The following is an 18,309-nucleotide window of genomic DNA, read 5'->3' as shown; positions in this document are numbered from 1 at the left end:
GGCCGCCCGCCCGGCGTTCCGGCCCGCGCAGCGGCTCACCGGACAGGTGAACGGACTGTCACGTTCCGTATCGTCCACGTCCGTATCGTGGGCAGGGGCTGCCCCGGAGCCGAGCGGCCGCCCAGACTGTGGGCGTTTTGCCCCCTCCCCTGCAAGGGACCACCGCTCTCATGTCCCGCACCACCCTCGACGCCCGGCCCGGTACCCCGGCCGCCGGGGACGTTCCGCTCTCCCACGGCCTCAAGCAGCGCCACCTGTCGATGATCGCCCTCGGCGGGGTGATCGGCGCGGGCCTGTTCGTCGGCTCCGGCGCGGGCATCGCCGCCGCCGGACCGTCGATCGTGATCGCGTACGCCGTCTCCGGTCTGCTCGTCATGCTGGTGATGCGGATGCTCGGCGAGATGTCGGCCGCCCATCCGTCCTCGGGCTCCTTCTCGGCGCACGCCGAGCGGGCGATGGGCCCGTGGGCCGGCTTCACCGCCGGGTGGTCCTTCTGGGTGCTGCTGTGCACGGCCGTGGGCCTGGAGGGCATCGGCGCCGCGAAGATCGTCACCGGCTGGCTGCCGGGTACACCCGAGTGGGGCTGGGTCGCCCTGTTCATGGTGGTCTTCTGCGCCGCGAACCTCGCCGCCGTGAAGAACTTCGGCGAGTTCGAGTTCTGGTTCGCCGCGCTGAAGGTCGGCGCGATCGGCCTGTTCCTCGTCCTCGGTGTGCTGGCCATCGCCGGGGTGCTGCCCGGCACGGACTCCCCGGGCACGGCCAACCTGGCCGACTTCCTGCCGCACGGCGGCGAGGGGCTGGTCATCGGTCTGCTCGCGTCGGTCTTCGCCTACGGCGGCCTGGAGACGGTCACCATCGCGGCGGCCGAGTCGGACGACCCGGTCCGGGGCGTCGCGCGCGCCGTCCGTACCGCGATGTGGCGCATCGCGCTCTTCTACATCGGCTCGATGGCGGTCATCGTCACGCTGGTGCCGTGGGACTCGAAGGCGGTCGTCGAACAGGGCCCGTACGTCGCGGCCCTGGACCGGCTGGGCATCCCGGGCGCCGGCCAGTTGATGAACGTGGTCGTGCTGGTGGCGCTGCTCTCGGCGATGAACGCCAACATCTACGGCTCCTCGCGCATCGCCTACTCGCTGGTGGAGCGCGGCCAGGGCCCGAAGGCCCTCGGGAAGGTCTCCGCCGGGGTCCCGCGCGTGGCCGTGCTCGTCTCCTGCGTCTTCGGCTTCGTCTGCGTCCTGCTGAGCCACTGGCGGCCCGACGACGTCTTCCCCTGGCTGCTGAACATGATCGGCGCGGTGATCCTGGTCGTCTGGATCTTCATCGCGGTCTCCCAACTGCGCTTGCGCCGCACGGTGGAGCGTGAGACGCCGGAGAAGCTGGTCGTACGGATGTGGCTGTTCCCCGTCCTGACCTGGGTCGCGCTGGCCGGCATGGCCGCCATCTTCGTCCTGATGGCCCGGGAGCCCGACACCCGGGTGCAGTTGTACTCCACGGGTGGGATGACGCTGTTCCTGGCGGCCGCCGGCTACACCAGGCAGCGGATGCGCAACCGGAACTGAGCCCACGCCACATCCGCGACACCCGCCGCACCCGCCGCACCCGCCGCACCCGCGACACCCGCCACTCCCGAGAAGCCCTCGTGCGCCCCGCACGAGGGCTTCTTGCTGTTAGCGTGTAGTTGCACATTGATTGCAATAAGGTTGGAGGGGGCCCCGCCATGCCCGTCTACACACTCCCTGAACTGCCGTACGACTACTCCGCGCTCGCACCCGTGATCAGTCCCGAGATCATCGAGCTGCACCACGACAAGCACCACGCGGCGTACGTGAAGGGGGCCAACGACACCCTGGAACAGCTCGCGGAGGCACGCGACAAGGAGTCGTGGGGAGCGGTCAACGGCCTGGAGAAGAGCCTGGCCTTCCATCTCTCCGGCCACATCCTGCACAGCGTCTACTGGACGAACATGACCGGCGACGGCGGCGGTGAACCGCTCGCCGCGGACGGCGTCGGCGACCTCGCGGACGCCCTCACCGAGTCGTTCGGCTCCTTCGCCGGGTTCAGGGCCCAGCTGACCAAGGCCGCCGCGACCACACAGGGGTCCGGGTGGGGTGTCCTCGCCTACGAGCCGCTGAGCGGGCGCCTCCTGGTCGAGCAGATCTACGACCACCAGGGAAACGTGGGCCAGGGCTCGGTGCCGATCCTGGTCTTCGACGCCTGGGAGCACGCCTTCTACCTGCAGTACAAGAACCAGAAGGTCGACTTCGTCGAGGCCATGTGGCAGGTCGTCGACTGGCAGGACGTGGCGCGCCGCCACGCCGCCGCGAAGTCCCGTACGAACGTGCTGCTGCCGGCCTCCTGACACGGCGTCCTGCCCGTGATCGTCTTCTCACCCTTCACGCGGCAGGCGGAGAAACGGGGAGCCCCCGCGCGGACCTGCCGCGCGGGGGCTCCCCCACGCCGTGACTCACGCGCACGGCACGTTGAGCGACAGCAGCGCGGCGGCCCCGTCCGTCATCCGGAGTTCGGTGAGCGCCGCGTTGCGCAGCCGGGGGAAGACCCTGCGGTACTCGCCCAGCGGGATGCCGAGCAGCGAGCAGAGCACCAGCCGCAGCAGGGTGTTGTGGGCGACGACCAGGACGCGTTCGCCGTGGTGGGCGGCCGCGATGCGGCGCAGGGACGCGGCGCCGCGGGCCGCCGCGGTCCGGGGGTCCTCCGCCTCCGGGAAGGGGTAGGACACCGGGTCCGACCGGTACGCCTTCGCGCGGGCCGGGTTGTCGGCCTCGAACTCGGCGAGGGTGCGGCCCTCCACGACGCCGAAGTCGCATTCGCGCAGGGTGGGTTCACGGTGCGCGGTGAGGCCGAGGGCCCGGCAGGCGGGGGCGGCGGTCGCGGCGGCGCGGGAGAGGGTCGACGTCCACACGGCGTCCACGGGATGGGCGGCGGCCCAGCGGCCGAGGGCCTCCGCCTGCGCGTGGCCCTCGGCCGCCAGGGCCACGTCGCTCACCCCGGCGTAACGGTTCTCGGCGTGCCAGACGGTCTGGCCGTGCCGGGCCAGCAGCAGGGTCGCGCTCGCCGGAGTCCCGGGGCTCGTGGCGTCGTCGGTGGTGTGCGTCGTCCTCATGACCCCGCAGTATCCAGGTCGAGGCGGGCGCGTGCGTGCGCTCCGGCGGAAGCGGGCGGCCGGCCGCGCTCTTCGAGTACACCGACCAGGTGGGCGCAGGGGGCGGCGAACCGCGCCGTGCGGGCGGGGCGCGGGGTGAGGACCGTACGAGGTGGCGTCCGCGGGGGTGGCCGCGCCTCCGGTGCCGTACGTGGCCGACACGGCCATGCCCAGGGCGGTTTCGGTCTGCTCGGGGACGCGGGCGGGGCGGCCGGGGATGTCCTCGCGCAGCCGGTTTCGGTACGGGCTGCGGGCGGCTCCGCCGGTGAGGGTGAGCGGGCCCTCCAGCGGGCGCCCAGGTGGTGCGGGCAGTCCGGGCGGAGGCGTTCCACGAGGCCGACGCCCTGGAGGAGGGCGGCCCCCAGCTCGGCGCCGGAGGCGGGGTTCCGGGGACGAAGGGAACGGCGTCCGGGGCGAGGAATGGGAAAACGTTCGCCGGGTGAGACGAGCGGATGGGCGAGGACCGACGCGGGTCCGTGGGCGGCGGCGGCCCGGCCCGGAACGGCCGGATCGCCGCCCGGGAAGGCCGCCGGGCGGCGCGACGCCAACGGCGCGGCGGGTGCGATGTCTTACGGTACGGGGGCTTCCGGGGCATTGTGGCCGGATGCCTAGGGAAAAGACGTATCCCTGCTATACGTGCGGATCGGACCAGCCGCACCGACAGCCCCGGGACGACCGGGAACGGGACATCATCCGCGAACTGACGCACGCACGAACGCCCCACGCCTACGTCGACGACTACTGGATCTGCGGTCGCACCGACTACGACTGCCGCAACATCCGGCACGCGTGGCGGGTCAAGCCGTTCGACCCGCCACGGAAGATGCCCGAACCGGAGTGACTCACCGGCCGCCCGGACGGCTCAGAGGTTGCTGAAGTCCGGGCCGGCCGTCCGCGTCCGCTTGATCTCGTAGAAGCCGGGCGTCGAAGCGACGAGCAGCGCGCCGTCCCACAGCCTGGCCGCGGCGTCGCCCTTGGGGGTCGGGGTGACGACCGGGCCGAAGAAGGCGATCTGCTCGCCGTCGGCACCGGGGAGCGCGATCACCGGGGTGCCCACCTCCTGGCCGACCTTGTCGATGCCCTCCTTGTGGGAGGCGCGCAGCTCGGCGTCGAACTCGAAGTCCTCCTGGTCGGCGTAGTCGATCAGGGAGGCCGGCAGACCGACGTCGGCGAGCGCGCCCGCGACCGCCTCGACGGTCGGGCCCTCGCCCTGGTTGTGGATCCGGGTGCCGAGCGCGGTGTACAGCGGGCCGAGGACGTCCTCGCCGTGCTTCTGCCACGCGGCGGTGACCACCCGGATCGGCTTCCACGCCTTGGTGGCGAGCATCTCCCGGTACTCCTCGGGGAGCGTGTCCAGCTTGTCCTCGTTCAGCACCGCGAGGCTCATGATGTGCCAGCGGACCTCGATGTCCCGGACCTTCTCCACTTCCAGGACCCAGCGCGAGGTCATCCAGGCCCAGGGGCACAGCGGGTCGAACCAGAAGTCGACGGGGGTCTTGCCGGAGATGGTCTCGGACATGGTTCTCCTCAAAGGGTCCTCTTTTCCCCGGCCAACACCACGGGACCCCTGCTCATTCCCGGGTGCCCGCCGTCAGGTGCACATGGGAGGATCGCTCCTGTTCACACATGTCTATGACGCCATGAGGGAGTGCCGCCGTGCCCGGTGAGAATCTGTCCCGCGACGAGGCCCAGGAGCGGGCAGCCCTGCTGTCCGTGGACGGGTACGAGGTCTCCCTCGACCTGCGATCCGCCGTGGGCGCCGCCGAGGCCGGAGCGCGTACGTTCCGTTCGGTCACCACGATCCGCTTCCGCTGTGCCGAGCCCGGCGCCGCGAGCTTCGCCGACCTGATCGCACCGAGCGTCACGGCCGTCTCGCTCAACGGCAGGGACCTCGACCCCGGAGAGGTCTTCGACGGCACCCGCATCCGGCTGGAGGACCTCGCCGCGGAGAACGAGCTGGTGGTGGACGCCCAGTGCGCCTACTCCCGCACCGGCGAGGGCATGCACCGCTTCGTCGACCCCGAGGACGGCGAGACCTACCTCTACACCCAGTACGAGCCCGCGGACTCCCGGCGCGTCTTCGCCAACTTCGAGCAGCCCGACCTCAAGGCGCCCTTCCGCTTCGAGGTGCGGGCTCCCGAGGGCTGGGTCGTGTGGAGCAACGGCGTCGGTGAACTCACGGACGGGGTGTGGCAGTTCGCCGAGACGAAGCCGATCTCGACGTACATCACGGCGGTCGTGGCGGGCCCGTACCACTACGTGACGGACAGCTACTCCCGCACCTTCGACGACGGTACGACGCTGGAGATCCCGCTCGGCGCGATGTGCCGCAAGGGCCTGGCCCCCCACTTCGACGCGGACGACGTCTTCCTCGTCACCAAGCAGGGCCTGGACTTCTTCCACGACCACTTCGACTACCCGTACCCCTTCGGCAAGTACGACCAGGCGTTCGTGCCCGAGTACAACCTCGGCGCGATGGAGAACCCGGGACTCGTCACCTTCCGTGAGGAGTACATCTTCCGCGGCAAGGTCACGCAGGCGTCGTACGAGGGCCGAGCGAACGTCATCCTGCACGAGATGGCGCACATGTGGTTCGGCGACCTCGTCACCATGGAGTGGTGGGACGACCTGTGGCTCAAGGAGTCCTTCGCCGACTTCATGGGCGCGTTCGCGCTGGTCGGGGCCACCCGCTTCGAGGACGGCTGGATCACCTTCGCCAACCGCCGCAAGGCATGGGCCTACCGCGCCGACCAGCTGCCGTCCACGCACCCGATCACGGCCGACATCCGCGACCTGCAGGACGCCAAGCTCAACTTCGACGGCATCACGTACGCCAAGGGCGCCTCGGTGCTCAAGCAGCTCGTCGCGTACGTCGGCCAGGACGCGTTCCTGGAAGGCGCGCGCCGGTACTTCAAGCGCAACGCGTACGGCAACACGCGCCTGGGCGACCTGCTGTCGGCGCTGGAGGAGACCAGCGGGCGCGATCTGGCCGCCTGGTCACGGGCGTGGCTGCAGACGGCCGGGGTCAACTCGCTCACTCCGCAGGTGATCCTGGACGCGGACGGACGGGTCGCCGAGCTGTCCGTGCTCCAGGAGGCGGCCGAGTCGCATCCCGAACTGCGCCCGCACCGCGTCGCGGTGGGCCTCTACCGGCGCGGGACCGGGCCGGACGGACAGCCCGGCCCCCTGGAGCGCTACGCGCGCGCCGAGACGGACGTCGACGGCCCGCGCACCGTGGTCGGGGAACTCGTCGGCGCCGACGCGCCGGACCTGGTCCTCGTCAACGACGACGACCTGACCTACTGCAAGATCCGCTTCGACGAGAACTCGCTGGCCACGCTGCGGGAGCTGCTCGGCGACATCACCGACCCGCTCGCCCGCGCGCTGTGCTGGTCGGCGCTGTGGAACCTGACCCGGGACGGGCTCATGCCCGCCCGGGACTTCGTCGGCCTGGTGCTCCGCTTCGCGGGCCGCGAGTCGGACATCGGTGTACTCCAGATGCTGCACGCGTGGGCCGACTCCGCGCTCACCCACTACACGGCGCCGGACTGGCGGGCGACCGGCGGCCGGCTCCTCGCCCAGGGCGCCCAGAAGGAACTCCGGCTCGCCGAGCCCGGCAGCCAGCACCAGCTCACCTGGGCCCGTTTCTTCGCGGCGGTCGCGTCCGAGCGGGCCGACCTGCGACTGCTGCAGGACCTGCTGGACGGCACGGCGAAGATCGACGGCCTGGACGTCGACCAGGAGCTGCGCTGGGCGTTGCTGGAACCGCTGGCCGCGCACGGGATCGCCGACGAGTCCGCGCTGGCCGCCGAGCTGGCCCGCGACGACACGGCCTCCGGCAAGCGCCACCAGGTCCGCTGCCTCGCCGCCCGTCCGTCGGCGGCGGTCAAGGCCCAGGCCTGGGCCCAGGTCGTCGAGTCGGACGCGCTGTCGAACGCGCTCGTGGAGGCGACCATCGCGGGCTTCGCCCAGCCGTCGCAGCGCGAGCTGCTCGCCCCGTACGCCGGGAAGTACTTCGCCGCCATCGAGCGGATCTGGGCCGAGCGGTCCATCCAGATCGGCATGGACGTGGTGAAGGGGCTGTTCCCCTCGCTCCAGGACTCCCAGGAGACCCTGGACGCGACGGACGCGTGGCTGACGGCACACGAGAGCGCGGCGCCGGCCCTGCGCCGTCTGGTCCTCGAGGCCCGCGACGACCTGGCACGGGCGCTGCGCGGACAGCGGCGCGACGCGGCGACCGCCGGCTGAGACGGGCGGGGACCGACAGACCCGGAGGGGTCCGACCCGCGGCACCAGAGGGGCACCGGTTCCGGCCGGTGCCCCTCTGCCATGGGCGCCACCGGTACGGGTGGTTACGAAATTCAGGTATGCAGAGCCGTAACCCCTACTAATCCCCATCCGGACCAGCGCCTTTCGGCACTCGAACGCCCGTACTTTAGGACGAGCTTGTCCGCATTTGTCGACAGGCGTGTAACAGCGGTTAGGGGACGGATCGGGCGCGGAAAACCCCCGTGCATGAACCACGACACCCCGCTCTCCCCCCGCCCCCTGCGTCACCTCTCCGATGTCCGGCGCCGGGTGCTGACGACAGCCCAGCTGCGTGCCCGCGGTGTCACCGCCGCCGGGGCGAGCGAACAGTGCCGGCCGGGCGGACCCTGGCAGCAGTTCCTTCCGGGTGTCTTCCTCCTCCACACCGGGCCGCCCACCTCCGAGGAACGCCTGCACGCGGTCCTGCTGTTCGCCGCCCGTACCCCCGCGACGGCACCCGCGACCGCGATCCCCGTCCAGCCGGGCGCCGAGGAGCCGCACGCCCCCCAGCCCTACACGGACGCGCTGATCACCGGCCTCGCCGCCCTCGCCCTGTACGGCTTCGCATCGGCCCCGTCGCTGCTCTCCCTCGACAGGATCGACGTCCTGGTGCCCCGGCTGCGCCGGCTGCGCTCGCAGGGCTGCGCCCGCATCGTCCGCACCGCCGCCCTTCCCGCCCCCTCCCACGTCACCGGTGTCCCGGTCGCCCCGGTCCCGCGCGCCCTCGCCGACGCGGTGGCGGAGCTGACGGACGCGGACGCGGTACGCCGTCTGCTGACCGAGGCGGTGCGCGGCGGCCACTGCGATCCGGCGGCGGTGGTGCGGGAGCTGACCCAGGCCCGGCTGCTGGGCAGGCCGCACGTGGTGGACGCCGTCGACTCCCTGCTGGCCGAGGGACGCAGCGTCGCGGAGGACCGGCTCTACCGGATGGTCCGGGAGCACGGTCTGCCCGAACCGGTCTGGAACGTGGACCTCCGCCTGCCGGGCGGCCCTCACCTGGGCGGCCTCGACGCCTACTGGCCGGACCAGGCGGTGGCCCTGGAGCTGGACACCCGGGCTCCCCGCCAGGACGAGGACGCCGTCTGGTCGGAGTACGCCCGCAAGCGCGAGCACCTGGAGCGTCTGGGCATCACCGTCGTCCACGTCACGCCGAAGAAGCTCCGCGACGCGGCCCAGCAGCAGGCGACGGTCGTCCGCACCGCCCTGATGGCGGCGAACGACCGTGAACCGGCGGCGTATGTCGTGGTGCTGCCCCGGTAGGGACGGACCGGTCGGGCGGCAGGAGGGGAGCGGAGGGGCCACCGGGTGCCGGTGGCCCCTCCGCGTGCGTGCGGACCCGGACCCTGGACCGGGTCCGGGTCCGGGTCCGGACCCGGGTCCGGGTCCGGGTCCGGGTCCGGGTCCGGGTCCGGGCGACGGCTACTGGGGGCAGTACTCCGCGTCGATCACCGCGTCGCCGTCCCCCGACCAGTCGCCGTTGAAGTTGAAGGCGAGGGAGTGGCGGCCGTCCGCCGTCGTGGTGGCCGAGGACGTCGAGCCGTGGATGCCGCCGTCGTGGCCCCAGACGTGGACACCGCAGCCGAGGGTCCGGTCGATCAGGCCGAGACCGTAGCGGGCGTTCGGGATCCCCTCGACCGCGACCGTGGTCTTCATCTCCTTGAGCTGCGCGGGCGGGAGAAGTCCGCCGCGCAGCAACGCCGAGTAGAAGCGGTTCAGGTCGGAGGAGTCGGAGATCATCCCGCCCGCGGAGGAGGCGAGGGAGGGGTTCAGTGTCGTCACGTCGTACGTCGGGCCGGTCGTCGTCGCCGCCAGTTTCGAGTAGGCGCGGCTGCTGGGGCGCGGGAGTGTCGTCCGGGTGCCGGGGACGGAGGTCGCGCGCAGGCCCAGCGGGGCGATGACGCGCCGTTCGATCTCCGTCGCGTAAGAGTGGCCGGTGACCTTCCCGATCACCATGCCCGCGAGGACGTAGTTGGTGTTGGAGTAGCTCCAGGAGGCGCCCGGCGCGAAGACCGGCGGGTGGGCCGTCGCGATCGCCACCAGCTCGGCGGGCGACCTGGTGTCGTACCGGTGCCGGAGGAAGCCGTCCTTGAGGAAATAGGTCCGTACGAAGTCCTCGTCCTCGGTGTAGTCGAAGATGCCGCTGGTGTGGTTGAGGAGCCGGCGGACCGTCACCTTCCGGCCGTCGTTGCCGTGGCCGCGGACCAGGCCCGGCAGCCACCGGTCCACCGTGTCGTCCAGCGACAGCCGCCCCTCCGCCTCCAGTTGCAGCAGCACGGTCGACACGAAGGTCTTGGTGATGCTGCCGACGCGGTAGCGGTCGCTCCCGCCGCGGGGCTCGCCGGTCCTCAGGTCGCCCACGCCCGTCGTGGCGGACCAGGCGCCGCGACGGTCCCCGGCCGTCGCCGTGACACCCGGGACGCCCGACCGCACGGCCGCCTCCATGGCCCGCACTGTCGCGGCGTGGTCCGCGGCGGGTCCCGCCGACGCGGGCCCCGCCAGGGCCGCCGCCAGCGCCAGCGCGGTGAGCCCCGCCACTTCCGTACGTACCGCCATCCGCTCCATGCCTTCCCCTCTTCCCCGTTTCCCCGTTTCCGGTTTCCGCTTCCGGTTTCCGCTTCTCCGCCTCTCGCCGACGAGCACGTCGGCGGAAGGGACTCGCGGCGCGGGGTGGGGGTTGAGCGGCTCGGGGCGGTTGGGCGGGATTCAGCCCTTCTTCAGTACCAGCTCCGTGTTGCGGTCGCCCGAGGTGCCGCTCAGCACGGTGCTCCGGCCCGGCGCGTTGAAGGAGAGCTCGCGGTAGAGCGCCGCCAGGCCCGTCTGGCTCAGGTCGGAGAAGTCCGTGCGGTGCGGGGCGGCGGACTCGATGAGGGTGGTGAAGAGGGAGAGCGTGCCGTCCTTGTTGTCGACCAGTTCGACGATGCGGGCCAGGTGCGGGAAGTCGACGTGCGAGGCCGTGTTGATCTCCCAGAAGGACCCGTTGCCCGGCGCCGAGTGCGGGATGATCTCGTTCTTGTGGGTGTGGCCGTTCACCCAGGCCAGCACGTTGCGGTGCTTGGAGAGCGCGGCGACGACCTCCTCGCCGCCGTGGCGCTGCTCGCTGGGGTGGGCGGGGTCCTTGCGGCGGTTGCGCATGGACTTGCTGGTGTGGTGACTGAAGACGATCGCGTACGAGTCCTTGTTCTCGGTCAGTGTCCGCTCCAGCCATTTCAGCTGCGCCGTGCCGACGGAGCCCTCGTAGTGGCCGCCCGGGTCGGTGGTGTCGAGGCTGATGCCGAGGACGTCGTCGGCGATCCGGAAGGCGTAGTACTGGGTGCCCGCGGTGAGGTTCGCCTCCGAGTAGCCGTGGCCGACCGGACCCGGTCCGGTGTGCGCCGGGTCGAGGTGCGCCTTGAGGTATTCGGCGGGGGTGAAGGGGGCGCGCGAGGGGTCGGGGGTGACCGACCTGAGCTGCCGCGCGTGCGCCTTGAGCAGGTCCCGGAGCTGGGTGCCCTTGGGGTCCTTGTCGTTCTTGATGGCGGCGCGCAGGCCGACGCTCTGCGAGGCGGGCAGGCTCATCAGCTTCTTGCCGCCCACGGCGAACTCGGCGAGGAAGGAGTCGCCGTGCCGGTAGCAGCCCAGCGGCAGCGCGTCGTGGTTGCCCACGGTGGAGTACCAGGGCAGGCCCAGACCCGGGCTGCGCAGTTCGCGGACGGCGGCGGCCAGGAAGCCGTGGAGGTGCGGGAAGCCGCGCTGCTTGTCGGCGTCACGCACGGCCCCGTCGGGCTGCCAGTACGTCTTGATGCCGCTGTTCTGGACGCCCTCGTAGTGGCGCGGGTCACCGCTGTTGGGCCGGATGCGGCCACCGCTCATGACCTTGAGGAACCAGTCCAGCTCCGTCTTGGAGTTGTTGTCCGTGTTGTCCCCGGTGGTGATCACGAAGTGCAGCGGGGAGCCGGTGACGGGGGCTCCCCGCAGCGAGTTGACCCGCTCGACGAGCGAGACGGCGCCCGCGACGGTCAGCGCCTCCTGGGGACGCCAGGCGTTCACGGCACCCGAGCGCAGGAACTCCAGCCGCAGCGGGTGCTGGACGTCGATCAGGTGCAGGTCGGTGAACTGCACGAAGGAGGCGAGCGCGGTGCGCCGCTCGGCCCGGCCGGCCTTGGCCGACGCCAGCTCGCCGCGCACCACCCGCTTCCAGGCGGGGCCGTCGCCGAGCCGCTGGTATCCCCCGGTGCCGGAGTGCGGGGCGGCGACGCTCTGCAGGGTGGTGCCGCGCTCGTACGGCGCGAGGGGAGCGGGGGGCGCCTCGTGGGAGACGGCGACGGGGGCCTCGCCGGCGTCGGCGGCGCGCGCCCCGCCCGCGTCGGCGGCGTGCGCCTCGGAGTCGGGCCGCAGGGCGTAGCCGATGCCCGCGGACAGGGTCACCGCCCCGCTCGCGGCGAGGAGGGTACGGCGGTTCATGGCGGCGGCGGTGGCGACAGAGCGTATGCGCGACATGGCGCGATCTCCCCGAGTGCGAACGCGTCGGCAGTGTTCGCGGGGGGCTCGTTGCGGTAACTCCCCGCTCACTCTGGATCGTTGGCACCTGGGGTGACCTGGACGTTAACTCGGCGGCAACGCCCGACACCGATCACCGTAAGTGGATCTTGGGCTACCCTGCGCGTCCATGGAGCTCTCCCCGGACGGCCGGGAGGCGGTCACTCCGTGTTCATTTTCCGGGGTAGTGAACCGTGGCCGCGGTCGGACCCGGCGCGGCCCGCGGGCCGGGGCACACGCCCGAGCGCCGGTCGCTCGCGCCACAGCCCCAGTCCTGTGTCGACCAGCCCGACCCGCTCGAGCGACGGGACCTCGTCGAGGGGGTACCAGGCCGCCATGTCGGTGGAGCCGTCCGTCTCGTGGCGGAGGTCGCCGCCGGTGATCCGGGCCTCGTAGACGATCCGGAGGCCGTGGAAGTCGGTGGCGCCGCCCATCCGGCGCGGGTGGGTGCGCAGCTGGGAGTCGATGCCGAGCAGCGCGACCGGTTCGACGGCGTACCCCGTCTCCTCGTCGACCTCGCGGACGACGGTGTCGTAGGGGTCCTCTCCGTGGTCCATGCCACCGCCCGGCAGGGTCCACCGTCTGGTCCCGTCGCCCGCGACCCACCGGGCCAACAGCATCCGCCCGTCCCGCACGCATACGGCGTAGGCCGCCACCCTCAACTGCTTCGGCATGCCCAGACGTTACGGCAGGGAGGGGTTGGCCGGAGAGTATTCGGGCGGCGACCAGCGCAGCGGGCTGCCCTCGGGCGTCTCGACGACCCCGGTGACGGTGAAGCGGACCGTGCGCTCCCCGTCCGGGGCGTACGCGGCGCGGGCCGTGCCGGTGAGCCGGAGCACCGTTCCCGACGTCCAGTCCAGGAAGAGCAGTCCGGCCCTCGGGTCCGCCTCCAGGTTGCCGAGGGTCAGGAACATCGCGTTGCCGGGGTAGTCGCGCCAGCGCAGCTCGGACGGGCCGTCGGCGTGCACGAAGCCCGGGTTGCCGCCCCGGTGGCTGGCGTCGGCGCCGTGCGCGTGGACGGTGGCCAGGAAGAAGGTGTCGGCCGCCTCGACGAGGGCGCGCTGCCGGGGGGAGAGCAGGCCGGAGCGGCGGGCCTCGCCGGGCCGGCGTCCGAGCGTCTCGTAGGACTCCCTGCGCTGGAGGTACTTCGGGCAGTTGGCGAAGACCCGGTCGGCCTCCACGGCGAACCCCCCGGCGGTGGGCCGGGACCGGCCGTTCAGACGCATCCGGCGGCGCGTGCGCGGGTCGAGCGCGATCGTGCCGACGAGGGTGCCCTCGGCGGCGAGCGCGGCGGCGAGGGGGTCGTCCGCGGAGGGGCGGCCGGTCACCGAGATCTGCCGGACGCCGGTGGCCCGGACGAAGCCGGGCGGGCCCGTGAGCAGCGAGGCCCACACCGCGCCGGTGGCCGGGTCGGCCGCCCCGGCCACCAGCATCGGCTGCTGTTCGAGGAAGGCGGCGGCCACCGGGCGGATGCCCTGCCCGACCGCCTGTCCCACGTGGTCGGCGAGATCACGCACGCCGACCCGGTCCTGTACGGCGCGCGAGCCGGAGTGATAGGTCATCTCGCCCTCCGTCTAGAAGAAACCGCAGGTCGGAGCGGACTCGGATGGTACCGGTGCCCCTTCGGCGCCGGTCGGGGCGTAGATCTCCAGCCGGGTGCCGTCCGGGTCGTGGAAGAAGATGCCGCCGGACGCCGAGCCCTCGCGGTGGGCGACCACGCCCTCGTGGGCGAACGTGACGCCGCGGTCGCGCAGCGCCGTCTCGTACGTCCTGACCTCGTCGATCGAGTCCACTTCGAGGGCGAGGTGGTGGAGGCCGGCGCGGTCCTCGCCGTACGTCGACCGTGCCTGCTGCCAGAGCGTGAGGACGGGACGGCCGTCCCCGTCCGAGGAGCCCAGGAACGCGTACCTGCGCTCCCCTTCCTCGCCGTCCTTGCCGTCCTTGCCCTCGGTGAGGAGGGCGAAGCCGAGCACGTCCCGGTAGAAGGCGAGCGAGCGGTCGAGGTCCGTGACGTTCAGGCCGACATGGCCGGTGCGCGGTGTCATGACTGTCCTCCGGGACGGTGGCGGCTCCCACGTCGAGAGCTAACCTCTGTAAGCGAGATTAAGGGTTAGAATGAGTAACGTCAACCAGTCACCTACTCTTGAACGGTTAGCCGCCGAAGGGAGCCCCGCCGTGCCCGCCGTCACCGACCCCCGCCCCCTCACCGGGGAACCGCTCGCGCTCGACCTGCTCAACACCCGCTGGAACAGCGAGGGGGTGCCCCAGGACCTGCTCACGGACACCGGGGGGCTGGCGGTGTGGCTGACCGCGAACGGGTTCGCCCTCCCGGCCGACGAGACCGTGCTGCGCCACACCCTCCAGGCGCGCGACGCCCTGCGCGCGGCCGTGGACGAGCACCTGCGGGGAAAGGCGGACGGGGCGCCCTCGACCGGGGCGGAGCGGGTCGACGCCGTCCTCGCGCACGGGCGGATCCGGGTCACCCTGTCGCCCGAGGGGCCGGGCGAGCGCGCCGAGTTCGAGGACCCGGCATGGGAGCCCGGCTGGCTCGCCGCGCGCAACTACCTGGAGCTGCTGGGCGCTTCCCCCGACCGCATCCGCCACTGCGCCCACGAGACCTGCGTCCTGCACTTCCTCGACACCTCGCGCAACGGCACCCGCCGCTGGTGCTCGATGTCGGGCTGCGGTAACCGGGCGAAGGCGTCCCGCCACTACGCGCGCACGAAGGAGAGCTGAGCCGGCGCCCAGGCGGTTCGAGGCGCCCGGCATGTCCGGCCATACCGCGCTATCACCGGCGTGGCGTATGGCGGAAGTACGCCATGCTTCCATCCCGCCACGGTCAACTCTCCCCAAATAACTGCCCTTTGGGTAAAGCTGAGCGGTCATCCGGGTTCACATACCGGACTGATGTGATCGCGTCCCGAGGAACGTCGGGACCGGTCACTCCACGCTCGTTCCTTTACCTACAAGGGATGCCGATGACCCTCGACCCCCAGCGCGCCCCTCTGTCGGGCGCGAGACGCGTGGTCCGCATAGCCGTGGCCGCGGGCCTGGTGGCCGCGCTCTCCGCGGCCGGACCGATACCCATGGCCCTCGCCGCGGACCACGCACCCGCCGCCACGCCCGACCCGGGCACCAAGTCCGCGAGCGCCAAGCTCGGTTCGGACGACGCGGCCCTCCTCGCCGAGGCCAAGGCCGACGGCACCAAGAACATCACGATGATGGTCGCCACCGCGCCCGGCCAGACCGAGCAGGTCGCCCGGCAACTGGACGCGGTCCAGGGCGGTCTCGTCGGCCGGACCTTCGACAAGGTCGGCTATGTCCGGGCCACCGTCCCGACCGCGAAGGCGGACGCGGCCATCGCCGCCGCCGCCAAGCTCTCGTCCGTGCACGGCATCGACCTGCGCCAGGACATCGCGCTGGACGACCCGACGCCGAGCGCGGACACCGCCAAGGGCGCCGACAAGGCCCACGGCACGGTCACCCGCTCCGCCCCGGACAAGAACACCCCCGCCGAGAACCCGTACAACCCGTCCTTCGAGACGGGCGCCGTCGACTTCGTGAAGAAGAACCCGAAGGCGGACGGCCGCGGCATCACCATCGGCATCCTCGACTCGGGCGTGGACCTGGGCCACCCGGCGCTGCAGAAGACCACCACCGGCGAGCGCAAGATCGTCGACTGGGTCACGTCCACCGACCCGGTCAACGACGGCGACGGCAGCTGGCGGCGGATGACCAGCGCGGTCGCGGGCCCCTCCTTCCCCATCACGACGGCCAGTCAGGGCACCGAGACCTTCAAGGCCCCGGCCGGCGCCTACAAGTTCAACTACATGTACGAGTCGGCCACCGCGGGCGGCGACGAAGCGGGCGACCTGAACCGCGACGGCGACACCACCGACGCCTGGGGCGTGCTGTACGACCCGGCCTCCGGCACCGTGCGGGTCGACGCGAACGACAACCTCGACTTCACCGACGACGCTCCGATGAAGCCGTACAAGGACGGTTTCCAGGTCGGCTACTTCGGCAAGGACAACCCGGCGACCGATGTCGTCGAGCGCATCCCGTTCGTCGTCGAGATCCGCAAGGACGTGGTCTTCGACGCGGCCGGCTCCAAGGCCGACTACGTCAACATCGGCGTCATCTCCAGCGAGCACGGCACGCACGTGGCGGGCATCACCTCCGCCAACGGCCTGTTCGGCGGCAGGATGAACGGCGCCGCCCCCGGCGCGAAGATCGTCTCGTCCCGCGCCTGCGTCTTCGGCCCCGGCTGCACCAACATCGCGCTCACCGAGGGCATGATCGACCTCGTCGTCAACCGCGGCGTCGACATCGTCAACATGTCCATCGGCGGCCTGCCCGCGCTGAACGACGGCAACAACGCGCGCTCCGAGCTCTACACGCGTCTCATCGACACCTACGGCGTCCAGCTGGTGATCTCCGCGGGCAACTCCGGCCCCGGTGCCAACACCATCGGCGACCCCGGCCTCGCCGACAAGGTCATCTCGGTCGGCGCGTCCATCTCCAAGGAGACCTGGGCCGCCAACTACGGCTCGGCCGTGGAGAAGAAGTACGCGATGATGCCGTTCTCCTCGCGCGGTCCGCGTGAGGACGGCGGCTTCACGCCGACGCTGACGGCGCCCGGCGCCGCGATCAACACCACCCAGACCTGGCTGCCGGGCTCCCCGGTCGCCGATGCGGGTTACCCCCTGCCGGCCGGCTACTCGATGCTCCAGGGCACCTCGATGGCGTCCCCGCAGGCCGCGGGCGCGTCCGCGCTGCTGCTGAGCGCCGCCAAGCAGAAGGGCATCGCCCTGACGCCCGCCGACCTCCGCACGGCCCTCACCTCGACCGCCGACCACATCAAGGGTGTGCAGGCGTACGAGGAGGGCGCGGGCCTCATCAACATCGTGGACGCGTGGAAGGCCGTCAAGGACGACGCGACCGCCCACGAGTACACCGTGAAGGCGCCGGTCGACACCGCGATCGACTACGCGCTGAAGACCCCCGGCTTCGGCACCGGCCTGTACGACCGCGAGGGCGGTCTCAAGGCCGGCGTGAAGAAGACGTACGAGATCACCGTCACCCGTACCTCCGGTCCGGACCGGGCGATCCGCCACGAGCTGCACTTCGAGAACAACGCCGGTGACACCTTCCGGATCGTCGGCTCCGACGAGGTCAAGCTCGAGCTGAACAAGCCGGTCACCGTCAAGGTCTCCGCGAAGGCATCCTCGGCCGGCATCAAGAGCGCGATCCTCGAACTCGACGACCCGAGGACCGAGGGCGTCGACCGGCAGATCCTGACCACGGTCGTGGTCTCGACCCCGCTCAAGTACGCGTACTCCGACTCGAGTTCGGTGCAGCGCAACAGCACGCGGTCGTACTTCCTGACCGTGCCCGAGGGCGCCAGGAGCCTCGAGGTCGCCATCGGCGGGCTGAAGGGCCTGAGCCAGACCCGGTTCATCTCCATCCACCCGTACGGTGTCCCGGTCGAGGACACCGGCACGCCGTACTGCTACAGCAACTACCCGAACACCAACGGCTGCAAGCCCGACGTGCGTGCGTACGCGGACCCGCAGCCCGGTGTCTGGGAGGTCGAGGTCGAGGCGCGCCGTACGTCGCCGCTGCTCGACAACCCGTACAAGCTGGAGGCCACCGTGCTCGGCGCGGCCTTCGACCCGGAGACCGTGACGGTGCCCGAGGCCAAGGTGGGCACGCCCGTCACCGCCTCCTGGAAGGTGACGAACCAGTTCGCCGCGATCGACGGCAGGCTGCGGGGAGGCCCGCTCGGCTCCTCCAAGACGGACCGGCCGACCATCGCCCAGAACGCCACGCAGACCACCACGGTCGACGTGCCCGCGGGCGCCGCCTCGCTGGACGTCGCCATCGGCAACGTCTCCGACACCGCCGCCGACCTCGACCTGACGGTGTACGACTCCACCGGCAAGCAGGTCGCCCAGTCCGCGGACGGCGACTCGGAGGAGGCGGTCTCCATCCCCAGCCCCGCCGCGGGCACGTACACCATCGAGGTCGCGGGCTACTCGGTCCCCTCGGGCTCGACCGCGTACGACTACCGTGACGTCTTCTTCTCGTCCGCGCTCGGCACGGTCGGCGTCGACGCGTCCACGCCGGTGAAGCTCTCCACGGGCGGCACGGCGACGGTGTCCGGCACGGTCACCGCCCTTGCCCCGGCCCCCGAGGGACGCGAGTTCTTCGGCCAGGTACAGCTGGTGAACGCCCGTGGCACCGCCGCGGGCCTCGGCAGCGTGAAGATCGAGAAGGTCACGCCGTAGCGCGTGCGCCCCTGAGGGGGCGGGCGTCCGGAATTC

At 71.7% G+C, this 18,309-nt stretch carries 14 protein-coding genes; 7 read left to right on the top strand and 7 right to left on the bottom strand.

All coding sequences use genetic code 11. The annotated features are described in order from the left end of the window. Positions 1-170 precede the first annotated feature (170 nt). A complete protein-coding gene (locus ACFVTC_RS07120) occupies positions 171-1,559 on the top strand; it encodes an amino acid permease (protein WP_390124806.1) in 1,389 nt (462 codons plus the stop codon). Positions 1,560-1,717: 158 nt separating this feature from the next. Further along, complete coding sequence (locus ACFVTC_RS07115) at positions 1,718-2,359, top strand: superoxide dismutase (protein WP_390124804.1); 642 nt, start codon at positions 1,718-1,720, stop codon at positions 2,357-2,359. Positions 2,360-2,464: 105 nt separating this feature from the next. On the opposite strand, the gene ACFVTC_RS07110 is transcribed toward ACFVTC_RS07115, so the two are convergent. Next, a complete protein-coding gene (locus tag ACFVTC_RS07110) occupies positions 2,465-3,121 on the bottom strand; it encodes a histidine phosphatase family protein (protein WP_390124802.1) in 657 nt (218 codons plus the stop codon). 643 nt (positions 3,122-3,764) lie between these two features. On the opposite strand from ACFVTC_RS07110, the gene ACFVTC_RS07105 reads away from it, so the two are divergent. Further along, a complete protein-coding gene (locus ACFVTC_RS07105; RefSeq protein ID WP_390124800.1) occupies positions 3,765-4,001 on the top strand; it encodes a hypothetical protein in 237 nt (78 codons plus the stop codon). Between the two features lie 21 nt (positions 4,002-4,022). Here the strand turns inward: ACFVTC_RS07105 and ACFVTC_RS07100 are convergent, their stop codons facing one another. After that, entirely contained in the window at positions 4,023-4,679 is a 657-nt protein-coding gene (locus tag ACFVTC_RS07100; protein WP_390124798.1) for a DsbA family protein, read from the bottom strand. A 137-nt stretch (positions 4,680-4,816) separates the two neighbouring features. Between ACFVTC_RS07100 and pepN the strand changes: the two genes are divergently transcribed. Both pepN and ACFVTC_RS07090 read left to right on the top strand, forming a co-directional pair. After that, a complete protein-coding gene (gene pepN, locus ACFVTC_RS07095) occupies positions 4,817-7,408 on the top strand; it encodes an aminopeptidase N (RefSeq protein WP_390124796.1) in 2,592 nt (863 codons plus the stop codon). A 267-nt stretch (positions 7,409-7,675) separates the two neighbouring features. Further along, a complete protein-coding gene (locus tag ACFVTC_RS07090; protein WP_390124795.1) occupies positions 7,676-8,728 on the top strand; it encodes a hypothetical protein in 1,053 nt (350 codons plus the stop codon). 159 nt (positions 8,729-8,887) lie between these two features. Here the strand turns inward: ACFVTC_RS07090 and ACFVTC_RS07085 are convergent, their stop codons facing one another. The 5 genes from ACFVTC_RS07085 to ACFVTC_RS07065 all read right to left on the bottom strand — a co-directional run bounded on the left by ACFVTC_RS07085 (position 8,888) and on the right by ACFVTC_RS07065 (position 14,028). Then, a complete protein-coding gene (locus ACFVTC_RS07085) occupies positions 8,888-10,021 on the bottom strand; it encodes a serine hydrolase domain-containing protein (protein ID WP_390124794.1) in 1,134 nt (377 codons plus the stop codon). A 150-nt stretch (positions 10,022-10,171) separates the two neighbouring features. After that, the gene (locus ACFVTC_RS07080; RefSeq protein WP_390124791.1) at positions 10,172-11,944 is read right to left on the bottom strand and encodes a TIGR03767 family metallophosphoesterase; all 1,773 of its coding nucleotides are present in this window, start codon (positions 11,942-11,944) and stop codon (positions 10,172-10,174) included. A gap of 200 nt (positions 11,945-12,144) precedes the next feature. Further along, a complete protein-coding gene (locus ACFVTC_RS07075; RefSeq protein ID WP_390124789.1) occupies positions 12,145-12,657 on the bottom strand; it encodes an NUDIX hydrolase in 513 nt (170 codons plus the stop codon). A 9-nt stretch (positions 12,658-12,666) separates the two neighbouring features. After that, positions 12,667-13,545 carry a pyridoxamine 5'-phosphate oxidase family protein gene (locus ACFVTC_RS07070; protein WP_390124786.1) on the bottom strand — a complete coding sequence of 293 codons (879 nt, stop codon included), beginning with the start codon at positions 13,543-13,545 and terminating at the stop codon, positions 12,667-12,669. Positions 13,546-13,557: 12 nt separating this feature from the next. Then, positions 13,558-14,028: a VOC family protein gene (locus ACFVTC_RS07065; RefSeq protein WP_390124783.1), complete on the bottom strand. Its 471-nt coding sequence runs from the start codon at positions 14,026-14,028 to the stop codon at positions 13,558-13,560. A gap of 130 nt (positions 14,029-14,158) precedes the next feature. On the opposite strand from ACFVTC_RS07065, the gene ACFVTC_RS07060 reads away from it, so the two are divergent. After that, positions 14,159-14,719 carry a CGNR zinc finger domain-containing protein gene (locus ACFVTC_RS07060; protein WP_390124781.1) on the top strand — a complete coding sequence of 187 codons (561 nt, stop codon included), beginning with the start codon at positions 14,159-14,161 and terminating at the stop codon, positions 14,717-14,719. 242 nt (positions 14,720-14,961) lie between these two features. Further along, a complete protein-coding gene (locus ACFVTC_RS07055) occupies positions 14,962-18,273 on the top strand; it encodes a S8 family serine peptidase (protein WP_390124779.1) in 3,312 nt (1,103 codons plus the stop codon). Positions 18,274-18,309 lie beyond the last annotated feature (36 nt).

The sequence above is a fragment of the Streptomyces sp. NPDC057950 genome (assembly GCF_042887295.1).
Classification (GTDB): Bacteria; Actinomycetota; Actinomycetes; order Streptomycetales; family Streptomycetaceae; genus Streptomyces; species Streptomyces kaempferi.
This window is presented reverse-complemented; position numbering and strand designations above follow the sequence as displayed.

What these genes read in the sequence shown, in the direction of transcription:
- ACFVTC_RS07120 (WP_390124806.1), top strand. Translation starts at nt 171, where the DNA reads ATGTCCCGCACCACCCTCGACGCCCGGCCCGGTACCCCGGCCGCCGGG.
- ACFVTC_RS07115 (WP_390124804.1), top strand. Translation starts at nt 1,718, where the DNA reads ATGCCCGTCTACACACTCCCTGAACTGCCGTACGACTACTCCGCGCTC.
- ACFVTC_RS07110 (WP_390124802.1), bottom strand. Translation starts at nt 3,121, where the DNA reads ATGAGGACGACGCACACCACCGACGACGCCACGAGCCCCGGGACTCCG.
- ACFVTC_RS07105 (WP_390124800.1), top strand. Translation starts at nt 3,765, where the DNA reads ATGCCTAGGGAAAAGACGTATCCCTGCTATACGTGCGGATCGGACCAG.
- ACFVTC_RS07100 (WP_390124798.1), bottom strand. Translation starts at nt 4,679, where the DNA reads ATGTCCGAGACCATCTCCGGCAAGACCCCCGTCGACTTCTGGTTCGAC.
- ACFVTC_RS07090 (WP_390124795.1), top strand. Translation starts at nt 7,676, where the DNA reads ATGAACCACGACACCCCGCTCTCCCCCCGCCCCCTGCGTCACCTCTCC.
- ACFVTC_RS07085 (WP_390124794.1), bottom strand. Translation starts at nt 10,021, where the DNA reads ATGGCGGTACGTACGGAAGTGGCGGGGCTCACCGCGCTGGCGCTGGCG.
- ACFVTC_RS07080 (WP_390124791.1), bottom strand. Translation starts at nt 11,944, where the DNA reads ATGTCGCGCATACGCTCTGTCGCCACCGCCGCCGCCATGAACCGCCGT.
- ACFVTC_RS07075 (WP_390124789.1), bottom strand. Translation starts at nt 12,657, where the DNA reads ATGCCGAAGCAGTTGAGGGTGGCGGCCTACGCCGTATGCGTGCGGGAC.
- ACFVTC_RS07070 (WP_390124786.1), bottom strand. Translation starts at nt 13,545, where the DNA reads ATGACCTATCACTCCGGCTCGCGCGCCGTACAGGACCGGGTCGGCGTG.
- ACFVTC_RS07065 (WP_390124783.1), bottom strand. Translation starts at nt 14,028, where the DNA reads ATGACACCGCGCACCGGCCATGTCGGCCTGAACGTCACGGACCTCGAC.
- ACFVTC_RS07055 (WP_390124779.1), top strand. Translation starts at nt 14,962, where the DNA reads ATGACCCTCGACCCCCAGCGCGCCCCTCTGTCGGGCGCGAGACGCGTG.